Annotated in this window: 16 protein-coding genes; 9 read left to right on the top strand and 7 right to left on the bottom strand. The window is 70.0% G+C overall.

From position 1 onward, the window contains the following. Nucleotides 1-2: 2 nt before the first annotated feature. On the bottom strand, nt 3-986 hold the full coding sequence (locus ACFY3L_RS42245) for a hypothetical protein (protein WP_389338131.1): 984 nt from the start codon (nt 984-986) through the stop codon (nt 3-5). A 501-nt stretch (nt 987-1487) separates the two neighbouring features. On the opposite strand from ACFY3L_RS42245, the gene ACFY3L_RS42240 reads away from it, so the two are divergent. From ACFY3L_RS42240 to ACFY3L_RS42225, 4 genes are all read left to right on the top strand, one after another. Next, nucleotides 1488-1778, top strand: coding sequence for a hypothetical protein (locus tag ACFY3L_RS42240; RefSeq protein ID WP_389338128.1), 291 nt, complete (start codon nt 1488-1490; stop codon nt 1776-1778). A gap of 342 nt (nt 1779-2120) precedes the next feature. Next, a complete protein-coding gene (locus ACFY3L_RS42235; protein WP_389338126.1) occupies nt 2121-2579 on the top strand; it encodes a hypothetical protein in 459 nt (152 codons plus the stop codon). A gap of 413 nt (nt 2580-2992) precedes the next feature. Beyond that, the gene (locus tag ACFY3L_RS42230; RefSeq protein WP_389338123.1) at nt 2993-3562 is read left to right on the top strand and encodes a dihydrofolate reductase family protein; all 570 of its coding nucleotides are present in this window, start codon (nt 2993-2995) and stop codon (nt 3560-3562) included. A gap of 487 nt (nt 3563-4049) precedes the next feature. Continuing rightward, nucleotides 4050-4520 (top strand): hypothetical protein, encoded by a 471-nt coding sequence (locus ACFY3L_RS42225; RefSeq protein ID WP_389338120.1) that lies wholly within the window; start codon nt 4050-4052, stop codon nt 4518-4520. Nucleotides 4521-4757: 237 nt separating this feature from the next. On the opposite strand, the gene ACFY3L_RS42220 is transcribed toward ACFY3L_RS42225, so the two are convergent. Beyond that, on the bottom strand, nt 4758-5456 hold the full coding sequence (locus tag ACFY3L_RS42220) for a transcriptional regulator (protein WP_389338117.1): 699 nt from the start codon (nt 5454-5456) through the stop codon (nt 4758-4760). Between the two features lie 3 nt (nt 5457-5459). Between ACFY3L_RS42220 and ACFY3L_RS42215 the strand changes: the two genes are divergently transcribed. After that, the gene (locus ACFY3L_RS42215) at nt 5460-5828 is read left to right on the top strand and encodes an aldo/keto reductase (RefSeq protein ID WP_389338114.1); all 369 of its coding nucleotides are present in this window, start codon (nt 5460-5462) and stop codon (nt 5826-5828) included. 269 nt (nt 5829-6097) lie between these two features. On the opposite strand, the gene ACFY3L_RS42210 is transcribed toward ACFY3L_RS42215, so the two are convergent. Next, nucleotides 6098-7132 (bottom strand): LD-carboxypeptidase, encoded by a 1035-nt coding sequence (locus ACFY3L_RS42210; RefSeq protein WP_389338111.1) that lies wholly within the window; start codon nt 7130-7132, stop codon nt 6098-6100. 264 nt (nt 7133-7396) lie between these two features. On the opposite strand from ACFY3L_RS42210, the gene ACFY3L_RS42205 reads away from it, so the two are divergent. Genes ACFY3L_RS42205 through ACFY3L_RS42195 form a run of 3 tightly spaced genes read left to right on the top strand, consistent with a single transcriptional unit; the run spans nt 7397 to nt 11339 of the window. Next, nucleotides 7397-8596: an MFS transporter gene (locus ACFY3L_RS42205; protein ID WP_389338108.1), complete on the top strand. Its 1200-nt coding sequence runs from the start codon at nt 7397-7399 to the stop codon at nt 8594-8596. Further along, nucleotides 8593-10734 carry an MMPL family transporter gene (locus ACFY3L_RS42200; protein WP_389338105.1) on the top strand — a complete coding sequence of 714 codons (2142 nt, stop codon included), beginning with the start codon at nt 8593-8595 and terminating at the stop codon, nt 10732-10734. Before ACFY3L_RS42205 ends, ACFY3L_RS42200 begins: the two co-directional genes overlap by 4 nt. A 5-nt stretch (nt 10735-10739) precedes the next feature. Beyond that, nucleotides 10740-11339, top strand: a complete 600-nt coding sequence (locus ACFY3L_RS42195; RefSeq protein WP_389338102.1) for a TetR/AcrR family transcriptional regulator — start codon at nt 10740-10742, stop codon at nt 11337-11339. Nucleotides 11340-11595: 256 nt separating this feature from the next. Here the strand turns inward: ACFY3L_RS42195 and ACFY3L_RS42190 are convergent, their stop codons facing one another. From ACFY3L_RS42190 to ACFY3L_RS42175, 4 genes are read right to left on the bottom strand one after another with little or no spacing between them, the layout of a single operon-like run. Continuing rightward, complete coding sequence (locus tag ACFY3L_RS42190) at nt 11596-12435, bottom strand: alpha/beta fold hydrolase (RefSeq protein WP_389338099.1); 840 nt, start codon at nt 12433-12435, stop codon at nt 11596-11598. A gap of 2 nt (nt 12436-12437) precedes the next feature. Beyond that, a complete protein-coding gene (locus tag ACFY3L_RS42185; RefSeq protein WP_389338096.1) occupies nt 12438-12908 on the bottom strand; it encodes a MarR family winged helix-turn-helix transcriptional regulator in 471 nt (156 codons plus the stop codon). Between the two features lie 35 nt (nt 12909-12943). After that, nucleotides 12944-13516, bottom strand: a complete 573-nt coding sequence (locus tag ACFY3L_RS42180) for a dihydrofolate reductase family protein (RefSeq protein ID WP_389338093.1) — start codon at nt 13514-13516, stop codon at nt 12944-12946. Beyond that, on the bottom strand, nt 13513-14481 hold the full coding sequence (locus tag ACFY3L_RS42175; RefSeq protein ID WP_389338090.1) for a DMT family transporter: 969 nt from the start codon (nt 14479-14481) through the stop codon (nt 13513-13515). Before ACFY3L_RS42175 ends, ACFY3L_RS42180 begins: the two co-directional genes overlap by 4 nt. A 171-nt stretch (nt 14482-14652) precedes the next feature. Between ACFY3L_RS42175 and ACFY3L_RS42170 the strand changes: the two genes are divergently transcribed. Further along, entirely contained in the window at nt 14653-15201 is a 549-nt protein-coding gene (locus ACFY3L_RS42170) for a CGNR zinc finger domain-containing protein (RefSeq protein WP_389338087.1), read from the top strand. The last annotated feature ends 84 nt before the right edge of the window (nt 15202-15285 follow it).

Raw genomic sequence — 15285 nt, 5'->3', positions numbered from 1 at the left:
TCTCAGCCTGCGGCGGGATCGGGCAGGCCGGCCTCCTTGCGGGCCAGCGCAAACACCTCGGCGTGGTCGCCGAAGTACCCCCACGGCATGACTGCCGGGCGGGGGCCGCCGCGCTCGAGGTGCGGCCGAGCCCGCTCGAGCACGGTGGCCTGGTAGTAGAACGTGGCGAACGCCTGGTGTGCCGGGCGGGTGGCGGGATGGTCGGCGAACCGGTCAGCATCCGCGAGCAGCCGGTCCGACGCGGCGTCGACCTCGGCCCGCACCGTCTTGTTTGACGTGTAGCGGGTGTACCGCCAGAACCGCGACAGCACGTTGCCCCGCATGGTGAGGTCGACGAGCCCTTCGATGTGGGCGTACGCGACCAGCGCCCACAGTGGGTGGCCCGGAGGCAGCGGTTCGGTGCGGCCGCGGGCGTAGGCCAGCGCCTGCTCCTGGCTGCCGTACCACTTGCGGGTGAGCGACACGAGCCGGGAGATGTTGGCGCTGTAGAGGTCCGGGGCACGCCGCTCGACCTGGGCGAACAACTCGTCGAGCTCCCCGTCGTGCTCGACGGCCCCCATCGCGCACCCGAACAGCTCGCTCCACGGCACCGGGTCGGCCGGGGCGAGACGAGCGGCCCGGCGCAGCGCCGTGCGGGCGTGACCGGCGAGGTTCAGCATGCCCTCGATCTGCTCGTCGCTCGTCCGGGAAATGATGTCCGCGCCACGGGCACTCGCCGCAGCAGACGACAGGGCCGCTCCCAAGAGCAGCCAGCGGTCGGGATCCTCGCCCTCCTGCGCCAGCGCCCGCAGGTCGCGCAGGGCGTGCTCACCGACGCTGCCGAGGACGTCTACGTACAGTGCCCGGCGGTGCGGGTCGGACCGAGTGGCCGCGAGCAGCGCCAGCCCGGGGCGGGCATCGCGGTGCAGCAACGCCCGCATCGCCGTCTCCAACCGCTCGTCCGACCAGGCCAGCGTGACCTCCACCGGCACGTCGTCCTGCCTCATCGCCCCTCTCGCCCACGCAACACGTCGGATTATACGTGCGACGCCGCAGGCGCTGGCCTCGGACGATCGGCCATGCGAGCTCCACGCCAGCAGTACCGGCAGCACAAGCAGACCCGGGACGGCGAGACACGACCTTCAGAACATCCTCCGTTCGGCACGAGTACGCACGGAGGCTTCCGGCGTTGCTTACGAAGCGTTACGATCATCAGTCGCCAATCGCGCGACTGGCGGCATGAGTACGCGGCCGATCAAGCAGGAGTGGTGACCGGCGGAGACGGCGCGTTGTGGTACAGGCTGACGCTGACACCCCGTTCGCCGCACAGTCCGCGGCAAGCCTGCCCAGGTCGCGCATCTCCCCGACGAACAGCCCGATGTGCGGGATCACCACCTGGTGCAGCGGGAGGGTCCGGGTACCGGGCCGACTTCTCGCCGGGCTCGCTGTGGGAGCTCGATCGGTTCTTCGAGGTTGAGGCACCGGACGGCCAGCCTCGCCCGAACGGCTTGCTCGCGCAGCAGCTGGGTGCACGGCTGTTCGCCCTGGGCGCCTACGTCGGCGAGGTGGTGCGTCGCCACACCGGCGCGGCATGGTCCGGCGATGACGACGACCCGGCCGCCGAAGTCAACATTGCGCTCGACCTGCCCGACGGCAGGCGCATCTGGCCCGTCCAGCGGGTGATGAAGCGCTTCTCCAACGGCGGTGAGGACGGGCTCGTCGCGTACGGCGCGGCACTGGGCCTGGACACCGGCAGCCAACCCGCCACACGACGACGCCCGTGGTTCCGCCGACGGTGACGCGCGGTCGCAGATGAAACCAGCGGTACATCACGTCCACGAGCGTCAACCGGTCCGGTCCTGAACCACACGCCTGAGCATCCGACCTCCCTGAGCGTCGCAGCGCCACACCGGTGCGAACGGACCGCGGGCAGAGGCTTGGCGTCCAGGCAGAAGGTACAGTTCGTCGGCGTTCTCCCCCAGCCGGCAGCCCACCATAGGTCGCTAACGTCGCAGCCCCACGCCGGACGGCCCGCGTGGGCAGTGACCCAAAGGCTGCGTTGTGGTGCGCCACCGGCGGTCGGATGCAAACGGATGGAAAGGACGCACGGCGTGGAGGATTGGGCGTTCGACGACGACGTCATGGAGCGGTTGACGGCGACCGACGGGTTGACCGTCGAAGCACCCACGTTTCGGCCCGAGCTGGCAAAGGCGGTGGTGACGGCACTGCGCGCCGCGTACGACATCGATGTCGTGGTGGGCTGCCTGTCGCTGGGAACGCTGCCGACCCTGCTCGAGGCCGCAACGGCCGAGCCCGACGAGGATGACCGTGAACTGCTCGACGAGGTCATCGAGCAGTTGTTGTCGTCCCAGCCCGGCGAGGGCTGTGCCGCGGTCCGGCAATGGGCGGCGGCCGACGATCCGCGTGTGCGCGCCGCCGGGCACCTCGGCCTCGGCCGCTTCCGCGCCGCCGGCGGCGACTCCTGGCTCGCCGGCGGCTGGCGCGACGAGGACGAGGCGCTCGTTGCGCATGGGCTTGCCGACTCCGATCCGGCCGTCCAGGCGGCCGCCCGCGCCGCATACCTGGCCGACGACGAGTGAGTGGGCCTTGCGCCAGCATCTCGTCGATCATCAACGAGCAAGATCACCGGCTTAGGGGCCCAGGTCTGACACGCACCGCGGGCGCGACCGGCCCCGACGTCGCGGCGGCGAGAGCGCCGCGGGAGCCGCGTGAACGCTCACTGTAGCGACAAGGAGAGCCGCGACGCGCGCCAGCCGGCGTGCCGGCGGTCGGCGATGCGATGGAGCCGCTTCGGCCGCGCGTTCTGAGACAGCCGCCGGCTGACCGCGGCTTGAGCAGATCGCCGGATCGGTCGCGCGCTCGATCTGCGGTCTGGTTCGCACCACGACGGTGTTGAGTAGGTGGGATCGGGCGCCGATGAGAAATGGCGCCGGCAGGCGTCTGAGTACGGTCCGGTGAAAACGCGCTGCGCGCATCAAGGGAGAGCAACGAGATGAGACCACTTCGATACTCGATCAACGTCACACTCGACGGCTGCTGCCATCACGAGGCAGGGATCAGCCCAGACGAGGAGTCGATGCGCTACTGGACCGCGGAGATGGCACGAGCCGATGCCCTGCTGTTCGGCCGGGTGACCTACGAGATGATGGAGTCGGCGTGGCGGCAGCCGGCCACGGGCACGTGGCCTGACTGGATGGGTGAGTGGCAGATCCCGTTCGCCGAGACCATCGACCGGGCGAAGAAGTACGTCGTGTCGAGCACGCTGAGCGGGGTCGATTGGAATGCCGATCTGGTGCGAGGCGACTTGGGGCAAGCGGTTCAGCGGCTCAAACAGGAGCCAGGAGAGGGCCTGTTCGTGGGTGGCGTGACGCTCCCCCTGGCGTTGGCAGATCTGGGACTGATCGACGAGTACGCGTTCCTTGTGCAGCCGGTCCTTGCCGGACACGGGCCGACGTTGCTCGCCGGTCTGCGCGAGCGCATCCAGCTCGAGCTCGTGGATCGCCACGAGTTCCGGTCGGGGGCGGTCGCCCTGCGATACCGGCCCACGCGAGTAGCGGCTTGACGTGATTTGTCCTGGCACGTTGGCCGCTGCCTCGCGATGGAACGACGGTTCTCGCGCCTGATGCGATGGTTCGGACCGTCCCAAATGTGCGGACAGAACGGCGCAACCCGCATCCCCGAGGTGCCGTAGATGACGGTTCGGGCGGGGTGTCGAGTTAGTCAGCATCCGCACGCTGCGTGACGAGATGGCCTTGTCCGGGCAGTTTCAATTGGCCGCCGGCGGGCGGATGCTGCTTGCCGCCCGCACTCAATCCACAGGTCTTGACAGTTCCTATCAGCAGTACAGGAAGCCACTGCCTCGCCGAGCCAGTCACCGTCTGCGACAAGCACTGGCCAGCCGGCGCGCATCAACGGCAGCAGATGTGCGCGCCGGCAGTCGGCGATACGGGCATCCGGCGCGATCATCGTCGGGCTCTGGTACGGGATGGCGTAGCCCGTCCGGGTTTGCGAGCGGTGGTCTTGCGGACGGTGTCTGCCAGGATGGCGGAATGACGAAAACTATCGCCTGGCACGACGGTGCCGGCGAGTTCTGGCAGACGGAGCCTGGCTGGGTGCTGATGGACAGCGGCCACGGCACCTACCTGCCGTACAACCAGCTCACCTCAGCTGCCATGCTCGTGTGTGACGACGCCGAGTCTGCGCGCGTCGCTGCAAGCATGCGATTGTCCGGCTGCCCCGTCCTCGACATGCCGGGTCGTGAGGACCTACCCGTCATCACCGACATCTACGTTGATCAAGTCCCGCAGGGAAGTCTGGCGGTTCTGGTCGAACTACGACGCCTGCTGGGACTGGTGTGGCCGTTCTCCGAGCTTCGCAACCTGCTCGCCAACCAGCCGATTCGCGCCGGCACCAGAGACGTGGCCAAGCTGCAAACCGCCCTGACCGCACTTCCCCACCTCCGGCCGTACCTGTTCAAAGACACTCGAGGTCGCCTCGAACGCGTGTGGCCCGGTACCTGAGACACTACCGCGCATCCGGAGAAACTCCGCGGCATGCGCGAATGTCGGATGGCGCTGTGCTGCAGGTTTCCGGAGCCTGCCTTCGTTCTCACTGGCGGCGAGGTCGAAGTAGCGCCCGCCACCACGGACGGTCGGTGCGCGATGGCGGCGGATCGGTCGGATGGAACAGCCGCTCGATCAGTTCACGGCCGGGCACGCTGAGCTGACCGCCGTCGGAGTCCAGGCCCGGGCCGTAGCTCATGAGGTCGGAGCGCCGCTCCGATGAAGAGGGTCTGCCGCCCGAAATGGGGTGGCTGACCAGCTGGCGAGGAGTTTGAGTCGGCCTTCGGACGCGGTGCCGGGTTCGGCGGCGTAGATGATCAGGTTGTGCACGGCTCGGCTGGACAGGGGCAGGTCGAGGTGCTGGAAGGTCAGTTCCAGATGGCCGACCTCGGGGTGCTGGAGTCGTTTGATGCCGTCGTGGCGGATCAGGACGTCGTGCGCGGCCCATTGGTTGCGGAACTCGGGGCTGAGGGTGGACAGCTCGCCGATGAGGTCGCGTAGCGCCCGGTCGCGGGGCTCGCGAGCGGCCTCGGCGCGCAGCAGGGCGGCGGTGGCGTTGCCGGTGGCGTCCCAGTCGACGAAGAAGTCGTGTGCGCCGGGATCGAGGAAGATGTACTGGGCGATGTTGGGGCGGCCGCGCTTGTCGCTGGTGGCGCTGTCGAACATCGGCGCGTACAGGGCTCGGGCCAGGGGGTTGCTGGCGATGACGTCCGTGCGGCCGTTGCGCACGAACGCCGAGGACATCGTCATGGAGCCGAGCAGCCACTGGACTCGGGGCGGGACCTCGACGTCCCGGCGACGCGATGGCGTGCGGCTCTTGGCCCGCGATGACTGGGCCAGGTCGAACAGGTAGGTGCGTTCGTCGTCGTCCAGTCGCAGGGCGCGGGCGAGCACGACGTGCGGTTCTTTTCCTACCTGGTCCTCGAGCAGGGAGCGCTGACCGGCAGGTACGGCCCGGCCCATCCGTTGCCCGCGGGCAGCAACCGGGCGGCCGCGTACAACGGCATCCTGCCCAAGCTCCAGGCGCTGACGGACAGAATGCGCGCGATCGGCGGGGACCGCGGCGCGTCCGCCGCCGACGTCGCCACCGCCTGGGCCATCGCCAAGGGGACCACCCCGATCATCGGCGTCACGAAGGCGAGTTACATCGACGGGTTGGTCCGAGCTCGCGGCATCAAGCTCGCCGACGAGGAGATCGCGGAGCTGGAGGCGCTGGCGGACGCCACGGACGTCGACACGCGCGGCTGGTGGGAGCACGAGATGTAGCAAGCACCATCTCCCCCGTTGTGGAGGCGGCGCTTCGCCGAGCCGGCACAGGGGTCGGGTCATCGTCGGCCCGTCCCCGGCAGGCTGCGATCGCGGGCGCGAGTGTCGCTTGGGGAACCGTTTGGTGCGGAATCTCGATGGAGTGGGCGGGGGCCCCGGCTGCGGCTCGTCGCCTTTCGGCTGTTGGTCCGGCCGCGCAACGTGGTTTGCGCCGGTCCAGTCGTCGAGGTCGTTGGACCCAGGGGTTGCTGCCGGGACCATCGGCTCACTCATCCGCGGTGCCAGCCGGCCGGTGGTGTTGTCGGGAGCGGCTGCATTGCTGGTTCGAGCAGGGACAATGTCAGCTGCTGCGCATCAAGGCCGACGCGGATGCCGACCGGCATCGGCAGATTCGGGCCGGCATGACCGAACTCGACGTTGCCCAGGACCGGGATGTCACGGTCGCCGAGGACGTCGAGGACAATCTCGGCGAGGCTCGGGGACGCGTCGGGCGCCTCAAGTCCGATGATCTCGCGCGGTACGCCCACGACCATGCCGGAGATCCGATCGAGAATGCCACAGTGCCGCAGCACCTGCAGGTAGCTCCACACGTAGGAAGCGTGGCCGCCCATCTCCTCCCAGAACAGCACCGCACCGTCGAACCGTTCGAGCGGCACCGCGAACCGCGTGGCCTGCACCAGCGCGATGCGATTGATCACCCCGCCGATCAACCGGCCCTCGGCACGACCGGCGCGCCAGCACTCCCACGACGGGCCCGCAGGTAGCGCACCGATCGCCTCGGTGCCGGTCAGCAACCTGGAGTAGAGCTTCTCGAATTCCGCTCGGCGTGTCGCTGGCACAGCCTGCCAGTGCCCGCCGAAGCCTGGGACGGCCATGTCAGCATGGAACCCGACCAGACCCGTGCGTGCGTAGAGCACCAGATGCAGCAGCGAGATGTCGCTGTAGCCGAGGATCGGCTTCGGGTCGGCCTTGATCGCCTCGATGTCGATCAGGTCGAGGTAGCCGAACGCCGTCTGACCGCCGTCACTCGCGATGATCGCGCGCACCTCAGGATCACGCAGGAGACCGTTGAGCTCCGCGGCGATCTCCGCCGGCGTTGCCGCGCTCCACCAATGGTGGCGCCCCACTTCGAGGAGCGGTGCCCGACGCACGCGGAATCCCATCCGCTCGAGCACAACCACCGCCCGTTCGACGTTGAGCTCGTAAGCGGCAGGAAGTGGCCCGGACAGCGCTGCGACAGCGACGAGATCACCGGGCCTCAGGGCACGAGGTCGAAGCAGTTCAGGCAGTGCGGAACCGGTCATCGAGGCAGTGTCCCCGCACGCGCACCAACTCGCTACGTAATTGCCCATCGACCAGCCAGCAGGCCCGAACGGGCCCCGGTTGGGGCCGAACTCAGTAGCACCTGTCTGGCGCACTGGGGACTATGCATGCGGTGTCGCCGGTCCCCGGTCGGCTCCAGCCAACAGGCACCCGACGAACCCGCGAAGCCCCGTCGAGTTTTCCGACAGCGCGTCGGTATGATGCTGACACTCAGTCGGTAAGTTTGTGCGAAGGGCGGACGTCGGGTGCGGCGGAATGCACTGCTCGTGGTGTACCTTGCGGTCTTCGTCGACATGCTGGGCTTCGGGGTGATCCTGCCGCTGCTGCCGTTCCGTAGCGAACAGCTCGGTGGTTCCGGCGTCTGGCTGGGCGGTGTGCTCACTGCGTACGCGCTCGCCCAGTTCGTGGCGGCGCCGGTGCTCGGTGCGCTGTCCGATCGGTTCGGGCGCCGGCCGCTCCTGCTGGCGAGCCTGGCCGGTTCCGCGGTCTCCCTCGCGCTCACCGGCGTCGCCGGATCGTTGCCGGCGCTGCTTGCCGCGCGGCTCGTCGCCGGGCTGTGCGGTGGAGCGATCGCGGTCGGGCAGGCCTACGCGGTCGACCTCGCCGAGCCCGGCGAGCGCACCCGGGTGCTCGGCATGATCGGTGCGGCGATCGGCATGGGCTTCGTGCTCGGGCCTGCCATCGGCGCCGCCATGGCCGGTCTGGGCTTCGCGGGGGTGAGCTTCATCGCGGGCGGGATCGCGCTGGCCAACCTGATCGCCGGCGCGGTTCTCCTGCCGCAGGGAGCCCTGCCGGGCGCGCAGGCGGCGCCGCCGCCCCGGCAACGGTCGGCGAATGTGCTGGCCACACTGGTGCGGGCGGTGCGTCTGCGCGCGCTACGACCGCTGCTGGGCGCGGTGTTCGCGGCGACGCTCGCGTTCGCCGGCATGGAGGCGACCTACGCGCTGCTCGGTGCCCGGCGGCACGGCCTCGGCCCGAGCGGGCTGGGCCTGGTCTTCACCGGCGTCGGCGTCGTGATGGCAGTCGTCCAAGGCGGTGTGGTGGGCCGGGCGACCGACCGGTTCGGCGAGCTGAGGATCGCGGTGACCGGCGCCGTACTGCTCGGCCTGGGCCTGGCGACACTGCCGTTCGGGCCGGCCTGGCTGAGCTACACCGCGCTCGCGGTGCTCGCCACAGGGCAGGGGCTGCTGGCGCCCACCACCGCCACCCTCATCGCCCGGGCCGGCGGCAGCGCGCTCGGCGGCGTGCTCGGCATCGGGCAGTCCGCCTCTGCCGCGGCTCGGGGGGTCGGTCCGATCGCCGCGGGCGCGGCCTTCGACGCGTGCCCGGCCGTTCCCTACGTGCTCGGTGCCGCGCTCTGCGGCGTGGCCGCGGCACTGCTGTTCCAGTACGGCCGCGGCGCCGGGCGGCGTCCGGACGCCACGTTGATCGAGGAGGCAGCATGATGAACACGCTGGGCCGATTGGTCGCCCGGTCGCGCGGGCGGGCGCTGATGGTGGTGGCGGTGTGGCTGCTGCTCGCCGCCATCGTGCCCCGGCTGACCCCTTCCGTGGACGAGGTGAAGCGGGAGGGCGGCAGCAACTCGCCGGTGCCGGGGACCCAGTCGGCACAGGCGCGCGACCTGCTGCTGGAGAAGTTCCCGGACCAGCAGGGCGTGCCGGCGATCATCGTGCTACGGAACCCGGGCGGCCTGACCGCCGCGGACGATGCCGAGGTGGCCCGGATCAGCGCGGCGCTCACCGGCGGTCAGGCGCCGGAGGGTGTGGACGGCGTCGTGAGCACCGCGACCGCGCCGCAGGCACGGTCGCAACTGGTGTCCGCGGACGGAACCACGTCGACGATCCTGGTTCCGATCAAGGGCCTGCCCAGCAACGACGAGCGCTTCGCCGCCACCATCCGGCAGATCCGGCACGTGACCGGCAGCGGTGCCGGCACCACCCAGATCCGCGTCACCGGACCGGCCGGGATCGCCACCGACGCGGTGGAGGTGTTCCGCAATGCTGACGTCATCCTCCTCGGCTTCACCGTCGTCCTCGTCCTGGTGCTGTTGCTCCTCATCTACCGGGCTCCGGTCCTGGCCCTCATCCCCCTGCTCGGCGTCGGCATCGCGATGCAGCTCACGAACGCGACCGGCGCGGCACTGGCGAAGGCCGGGATCATCACCATCGACTCCTCCGCGGCATCGATCATGACCGTCCTGCTGTTCGGTGCGGGCACCGACTACGCGCTGTTCGTGGTCATGCGCTTCCGCGAGGAGCTCAGCAGCACCGAGGACCGGTACATGGGCATGCGCGCCACGCTGAGCAGTGTCGGCAGGTCGGTCGTCTCCAGCGGGTCGACCGTGGTCCTCGCCCTGCTGACGATGCTGTTCGCCGTCGTGCCGAGCACTCACGAATTCGGCCCGTTTCTCGCCCTCGGTGTGGGCTTCGTACTGCTGATCAGCCTCACCTTCGTCCCTGCGGCGGTGCTGCTGGCCGGTCGTGCCGCGTTCTGGCCCATGAAGCGGATCCAGCGCGACCCCGGCGAGCGGTCGCCGTGGGGCCGGGTCGCGACCGGGATCGCCCGCCGCCCCGCCGCAGTCACCGCCGGCAGCGTGCTCCTGCTCGGCCTGCTCGCCGCCGGCATGTTCGGCTACACGCCCAACGCCAACCTGATCAGCGACCTGCGCGGCACGACCGACTCGCTGCGGGGGCAACAGATCCTGGAGGCCGCGTTCCCGCCGGGGCAACTCGCACCGACGACCGTGCTCGTGCAGTCGCCGGACCCGGCCGCCGCGGCCATCGAGGTCGGCGCGGCGATCCGCGCCATCGCCGGTGTCAGTCAGGTCAGCCCGCCGATCGTCGCCGCGGACGGCCAAACGGCGCGACTGCAGGTGATTTACAGCGACGACCCGTACGGCACCCAGGCACTCGACCGCACCGAGCGGGTCCGAGACATCGCGGCCCGGGCACTGCCTGGCGGCCGGGTGCTGGTCGGCGGGGAGAGCGCCAACGCGTTGGACAATCGCACGGGCGACCGGCGCGACTTCCTCATCGTGGCGATCGCGATGGCGGTGCTGATCTTCGCGGTGCTGGCCTTGCTGCTGCGCGCCCTGGTGGCGCCGTTGGTGCTGCTGGCGACGACGGCGTTGTCGCTGCTCGCGGCGGTCGGCGCGACAGTGCTCGTCTGGGTGACGGTCGCCGATCAGGCCGGGACCAACAGCCGGGTGCTGCTCTACTCGTTGATCTTCCTGGTCGCCCTCGGCGTCGACTACAACATCCTGCTCGCCGCCCGGATCCGTGAGGAGATGACGGCGCGCGGCTTCGTCGACGGCGTCCGGTTCGCATTGACCCGCACCGGAGGTGTGATCACCTCCGCCGGGCTGATCCTCGCCGGCACGTTCGCGGTCCTGATGACACAGCCGCTGAATTCGCTGCTGCAGTTCGGATTCGCCATGGCCGTGGGCATCGTGCTCGACACATTCCTCATCCACGGCGCCCTGGTGCCGGCGCTGTTCCACCTCATAGGCCCACGGATCTGGTACCCGAGCCGCCTGGCACGCGACCGGGAATCCAAGCTCGCGCCGGAGGTCTCGGTAGCATAGAAGGCGTGCCGAAGATCAACGCGGCGACCGTCGCCGACCACCGCGCCCAGCAGCGTGACGCGCTGCTGGGCGCGGCTCGCAGCCTGCTCCTCGACGGTGGCTACGCCGCGTTGACCTTCCCCGCCCTCGCCGAACAGACTGGACTGGCACGCACCACCATCTATACATACTTCGCCACCAAGGACGACATCGCCGTCGCGCTGTGCGAGGTCGAGCTCCCCCTGGTCGCCGCGGAGATCACCAAAGCGGTACAGCAGGCAAAGGGTCCGCACGATCAGCTCGCCGCCTTCATCCGGGCGCAGCTGCGTGCCGCGCAACAGCGCAGGAACCGCATCGCGCACACGCTGGCCAATGCTCCGCTGTCAGACCGGGCCCGGCAACGCATCATCGAACTCCATCACGTCATGCCCAGCGCCGCCCCACTGCTCGCGCAGCTCGACCATCCCCACCCGGCGTTGGCGGCGACCCTGCTTCAGGGACTCATCAACACCGCCGTGACCGCGATGGACGCCGGCGAGCCGCCCCGGCGCATCATCCAGACGACCGTCACCGCGGCTCTCAACGGCTTCGGCCACCACCCGGACGAGACGGGCACCCCCCACTGAGAGCCCCTCGATCGGGCGGGTGAGCAGCGCATTCCACTGGACTCCCAGGGGCGAGTCCGGAGGTCTCGCCCTCCGGACGGCAGACGCGATCCACCGCCGTAGCGGCCGAACCCGAGGCGGGGACGATGCCTCCGGCGGCCCCGGGGCTGCTCATGTCAGCCTCGGTCAACGCGTCCGACCAGGTCCCGCCTTCGCACAAAAGATGGATCCCCACACATGCATGGAAGCTGTTGGCGGACGCGGGGGTCTGGCTGGCTCAGCTGTGCAGGAACGCGGTCACGGTGTCGGCCACCTCGACAGGGCCTCCGTGGTCGGGTCCGAAGTGGTCCAGCTTCGGGAACGTGTGGACCTGGGCGGACGGCAGGACCTCGGTGAGCCGGTCCAGGGCGGGGGCGACATGCGGCAGTCCGCTCTTGCCGCCGGCCATCAGCAACACGTCTGCGGAGATCTCGCGGTAGTTGGGGTAGCTGTCGTTGAGCCGGCCGACCTGCTCGTGCTCGTGCAGGTTCGCCTCGAGCAACTGGAGGACCTTCGCTCGCTTGTCGCCGCGGAACGCCAGGCGCAGGATCGCGGCCATGAGCCATCTGGGGTTGCGGCGCGCCGCGGCGGGGCCGGTGCCGATGGCGAAGGTGGCGAACGCGTCAAACGGGCGCCCTTGCGCGAGGAACCGGCGGTACTGCGGGGTCCAGTCCATCGGGAACAGGCCCTGGACGCTGACCCCGGGCTCGTACACCGCCAGCTTGGCGATGCTCAGGTCGCGCCGGGCCGCCTCCAACGCGACGAGCCCGCCGTAGCTGTGACCGAAGACGTAGCGGGCGCCGGTGGCCGCACGCACGGCGGCAACGTCGGCGCATTCGGTCGCCATGCTGTAGTCGGGGCCTTGCGGGCCGCTGCCGACACGTCCGCGCCGCTGGATGGTGTGCACGGTGAAGTGGGCGGCGAGCGCGGTGGCGAGCTTCGTGTAGTCGGTGGCGTCGTTGAGCGCGCCGGGGATGATCAGGACGTCGGGGCCGGCGCCGGTGGTGTGGTAGCTGATCGTGGTGCCGTCAGCGGAGTGGACGGTGCACACGGTGGGCGCGGCAGGCGTGGCGATCATGGTCAACTCCTCGCGATGGTGGTGGGTGTCGCGGCGCGGTTCCGGGTGCCGGCGCCGTCGAGGGCGGCGTTGAGCCGCTGCGTGTGGGCCAGATAGGTGTCGAACGGCACGTTGATGGACTCGACCAGCGCGGTGAGCCGTCGGATCAGGTCGGTGCCGGCGCGCTCGACCAGCGTCCGGCCGGCTTCGGTGAGGGCGACATGCCGGCGATTGCCACCCGCCGGGTCGGGCACCACGGTGAGCAGGCCCGTCTCGGCCAGGGCGGCGACCATCCGGCTCATCGACGGCTCGGTCACGGCCAGACTGTCGGCCAGCGCCCGCTGCGTGGACTCGCCCAATTCGCCGACCATGACCAGGACCATGAACCGCCGGTAGGACAGGCCGTATTCGGTGCGCAGGATCTGGTCGCCGGCCCGCTCGAGGCGGGAAACCAGCGTGTGCAGCTCCATTCCAAGGTTCTTCGAGTGGTTCACGCCACTACATTAGCATCCTAAGTTAGGAACGCAAGTTACTCCGTCCGATGGCCCCGCCGACCGCCTACCGCATAGCGCAGGCAGGCGAAGTCACCGTCTCGCCTGACATCGCGGAGCGTCAGGTCGAGCGGTCGCGGAAGCAGCGCGGCGCCCGCTCCGAGTGTCGTGGGCGCGATGGCCACGAGCAGTTCGTCCAGCAGGCCGGCGTCGGCGAACTGGCCGGCAAGGTCGCCGCCGCCCATGACCCAGACGTTCCGGCCCATGGCAGCCGCAAGCAGCTCGGGGTGCACCGTCGCGACATCACCGCTGGTGAAGACGATCGGCGCCGACGAACGCAGCCGCGGCAGCTCGCGGTGACTGAAGACCCAGGACGGCTGGTCGTACGGCCAGGCGGCGTCCGCCGGATCCCCGCCTTCGCTCGCGTGCGCGACGATCCACTCGTAGGTGTTCGCCCCCATCGCGATGGCGCCCACCGAGGAGATGAACATGCGGTAGCCGGGTGGACCGCCGCTGTCGCTGCGGGCGGTGAACAACCACTGCAACGAGTGGTCACGATCGGCGATGAAGCCGTCGAGGGTGGTTGCGACGTAGTACTGCGTCAGGCTCATCGGTCTGGCTCCTTGTCGGGTCGGTGTACGTACTCCGCGGGCCGGCCGGCAGCCGCGGGGATTGGAGTCTGGCGACGCCGCCCTGATGCGCGCGGCGGGTCGGCCGGTCGCGCACCGCGGTCGCCGCTCGTGGCGAGCACGGAGCCGCCGACGATCAGCCCGAGCGCGGCGATCGTGCCCGGGCCGACCGGTTCGCCGAGCACGACGGCGCCGGCCGCCACGGACACCGCTGGGCTGACGAACGTCACCACCAAGGTGCGGGACGGTCCCGCCTCGCGGACGAGGGCGAAGAACGCCGCGAACGCGAGCGCGGTGCAGATGGCGGCCAGTCCCGCCAGGGCGGCCAACGCCGCCGGCGGCGGAAGTCCGGCCGGCGCCCGGGTCACCGCCAGCGGCAACGCCGAGAGCCCGCTGATCAACATGCACGTCGCCGCCAGCGGGACCGCCGGCACGTCTCGCAGGCGCCGGGTGACGACCAGTGGCGCCACCGCCCAGCAGACGGCGGTCGTGAGCACCTCGGCAACGGCGACAACGTCGCCGTGCAGTCGCGGGCCGGCGAGGACCGCCACACCGGCGAATCCCGCCACCAGGCCGAGCACCCGGATCCGGGCGAGGCGCTCACCGCCCGGCGCGGCCGCGGCGGCAAGGCTTGCGACCAGCGGGGCGGTCGCGATCAGCAGGCCGGTGGTGGAGCTGTTGAGCCGAGTCTCGGCGTGCGCGAGCAGGGCCCACGGCGCGACCATTTCCAGCAGCGCGAGGACGACGATCGGGCGCCAGCAGCGTCGCAGCACGGCGCCGTGCCGGCCGAAGTCGACGAAGGGTAGCAGCATCGCCGCGCCCAGCAGGCCACGCGCCGACACCAGGAACGGCACGGACATGGAGCCCACCGCAACTTTGATGAACAGGTAGGGCAGCCCCCAGAGCAGGCTCATCAGGGCGAACAGCGCCCAGCCCCGCCGGCTCATGGCGGCGCCAACCGGAGCGCGGGTGTCGCCCAGCGGTCCAACCGGTACGTCACGATTGGCTCCCTTCCTTCGATGCGAGGGTGTAACCGATGTAGCCTCGGTTACCAGTAACACCGTAGGTTCGAGAGGATTACTGGTCAAGTGCAGTTAGACAGTTACAATGACGCCGGTGTGATCGTCTCCGTCTCACTCGTCAACGAGCTGACGGTCGCCGGCGACCGGGCCGGGCCCGTGGCCGGAGACGAGCTGAGGGTGCTCGCACAGATCCTCGCGTTCGATGCCCCGTCGCTGGCCGCGCTCGACGGTGACGACGTGCCCGGCTTCGTCGCGCTCGCCCGGCGGCTTCGCGAGATCTTCGACGATCTGCACGGCAACGACGTCGATGCCGCCGCGGAGCGGCTCAACGCCTTGCTCGCGCGCTCCCCGGCCCAGCCCCACCTGGCCAAGGAGGAGGGGCGCTGGCGGCTGCACCACCATCCGGTGCACGCCGAGCTCGTCGCGATGTACACCGCGATCTGCGCCGAGGCGCTGGCCCGTATTGTCAGTGCCGGGGATGCCGACCGGCTCGGCACCTGCCAGGCGCCGGACTGTGGACGAGTGTTCGTCGACGTCTCCAAGAACGGCAGCCGCCGCTTCTGCACCACGACGTGCCAGAGCCGGGTCAAGGTCACAGCATTCCGCCGTCGCCGCGGCCCGGCGAACACGCCGCCTTCCGAATAGGTCGCAGGTGAAGCGCGCCCTGACGGCAAGCCCGGGTCGATTTCCGAAGATTCGCAGCGACTCTACGACCCGCACATCTACCAC

The sequence above is a fragment of the Dactylosporangium sp. NPDC000521 genome, assembly GCF_042898305.1.
GTDB lineage: Bacteria > Actinomycetota > Actinomycetes > Mycobacteriales > Micromonosporaceae > Dactylosporangium.
This window is presented reverse-complemented; position numbering and strand designations above follow the sequence as displayed.

Coding starts and splice junctions, on each gene's coding strand:
- ACFY3L_RS42230 (WP_389338123.1), top strand. CDS start 2,993: ATGAGACCACTTCGATACTCGATCAACGTCACACTCGACGGCTGCTGC.
- ACFY3L_RS42175 (WP_389338090.1), bottom strand. CDS start 14,481: ATGAGCCGGCGGGGCTGGGCGCTGTTCGCCCTGATGAGCCTGCTCTGG.
- ACFY3L_RS42190 (WP_389338099.1), bottom strand. CDS start 12,435: ATGATCGCCACGCCTGCCGCGCCCACCGTGTGCACCGTCCACTCCGCT.
- ACFY3L_RS42200 (WP_389338105.1), top strand. CDS start 8,593: ATGATGAACACGCTGGGCCGATTGGTCGCCCGGTCGCGCGGGCGGGCG.
- ACFY3L_RS42225 (WP_389338120.1), top strand. CDS start 4,050: ATGACGAAAACTATCGCCTGGCACGACGGTGCCGGCGAGTTCTGGCAG.
- ACFY3L_RS42245 (WP_389338131.1), bottom strand. CDS start 986: ATGAGGCAGGACGACGTGCCGGTGGAGGTCACGCTGGCCTGGTCGGAC.
- ACFY3L_RS42180 (WP_389338093.1), bottom strand. CDS start 13,516: ATGAGCCTGACGCAGTACTACGTCGCAACCACCCTCGACGGCTTCATC.
- ACFY3L_RS42235 (WP_389338126.1), top strand. CDS start 2,121: ATGGAGCGGTTGACGGCGACCGACGGGTTGACCGTCGAAGCACCCACG.
- ACFY3L_RS42210 (WP_389338111.1), bottom strand. CDS start 7,132: ATGACCGGTTCCGCACTGCCTGAACTGCTTCGACCTCGTGCCCTGAGG.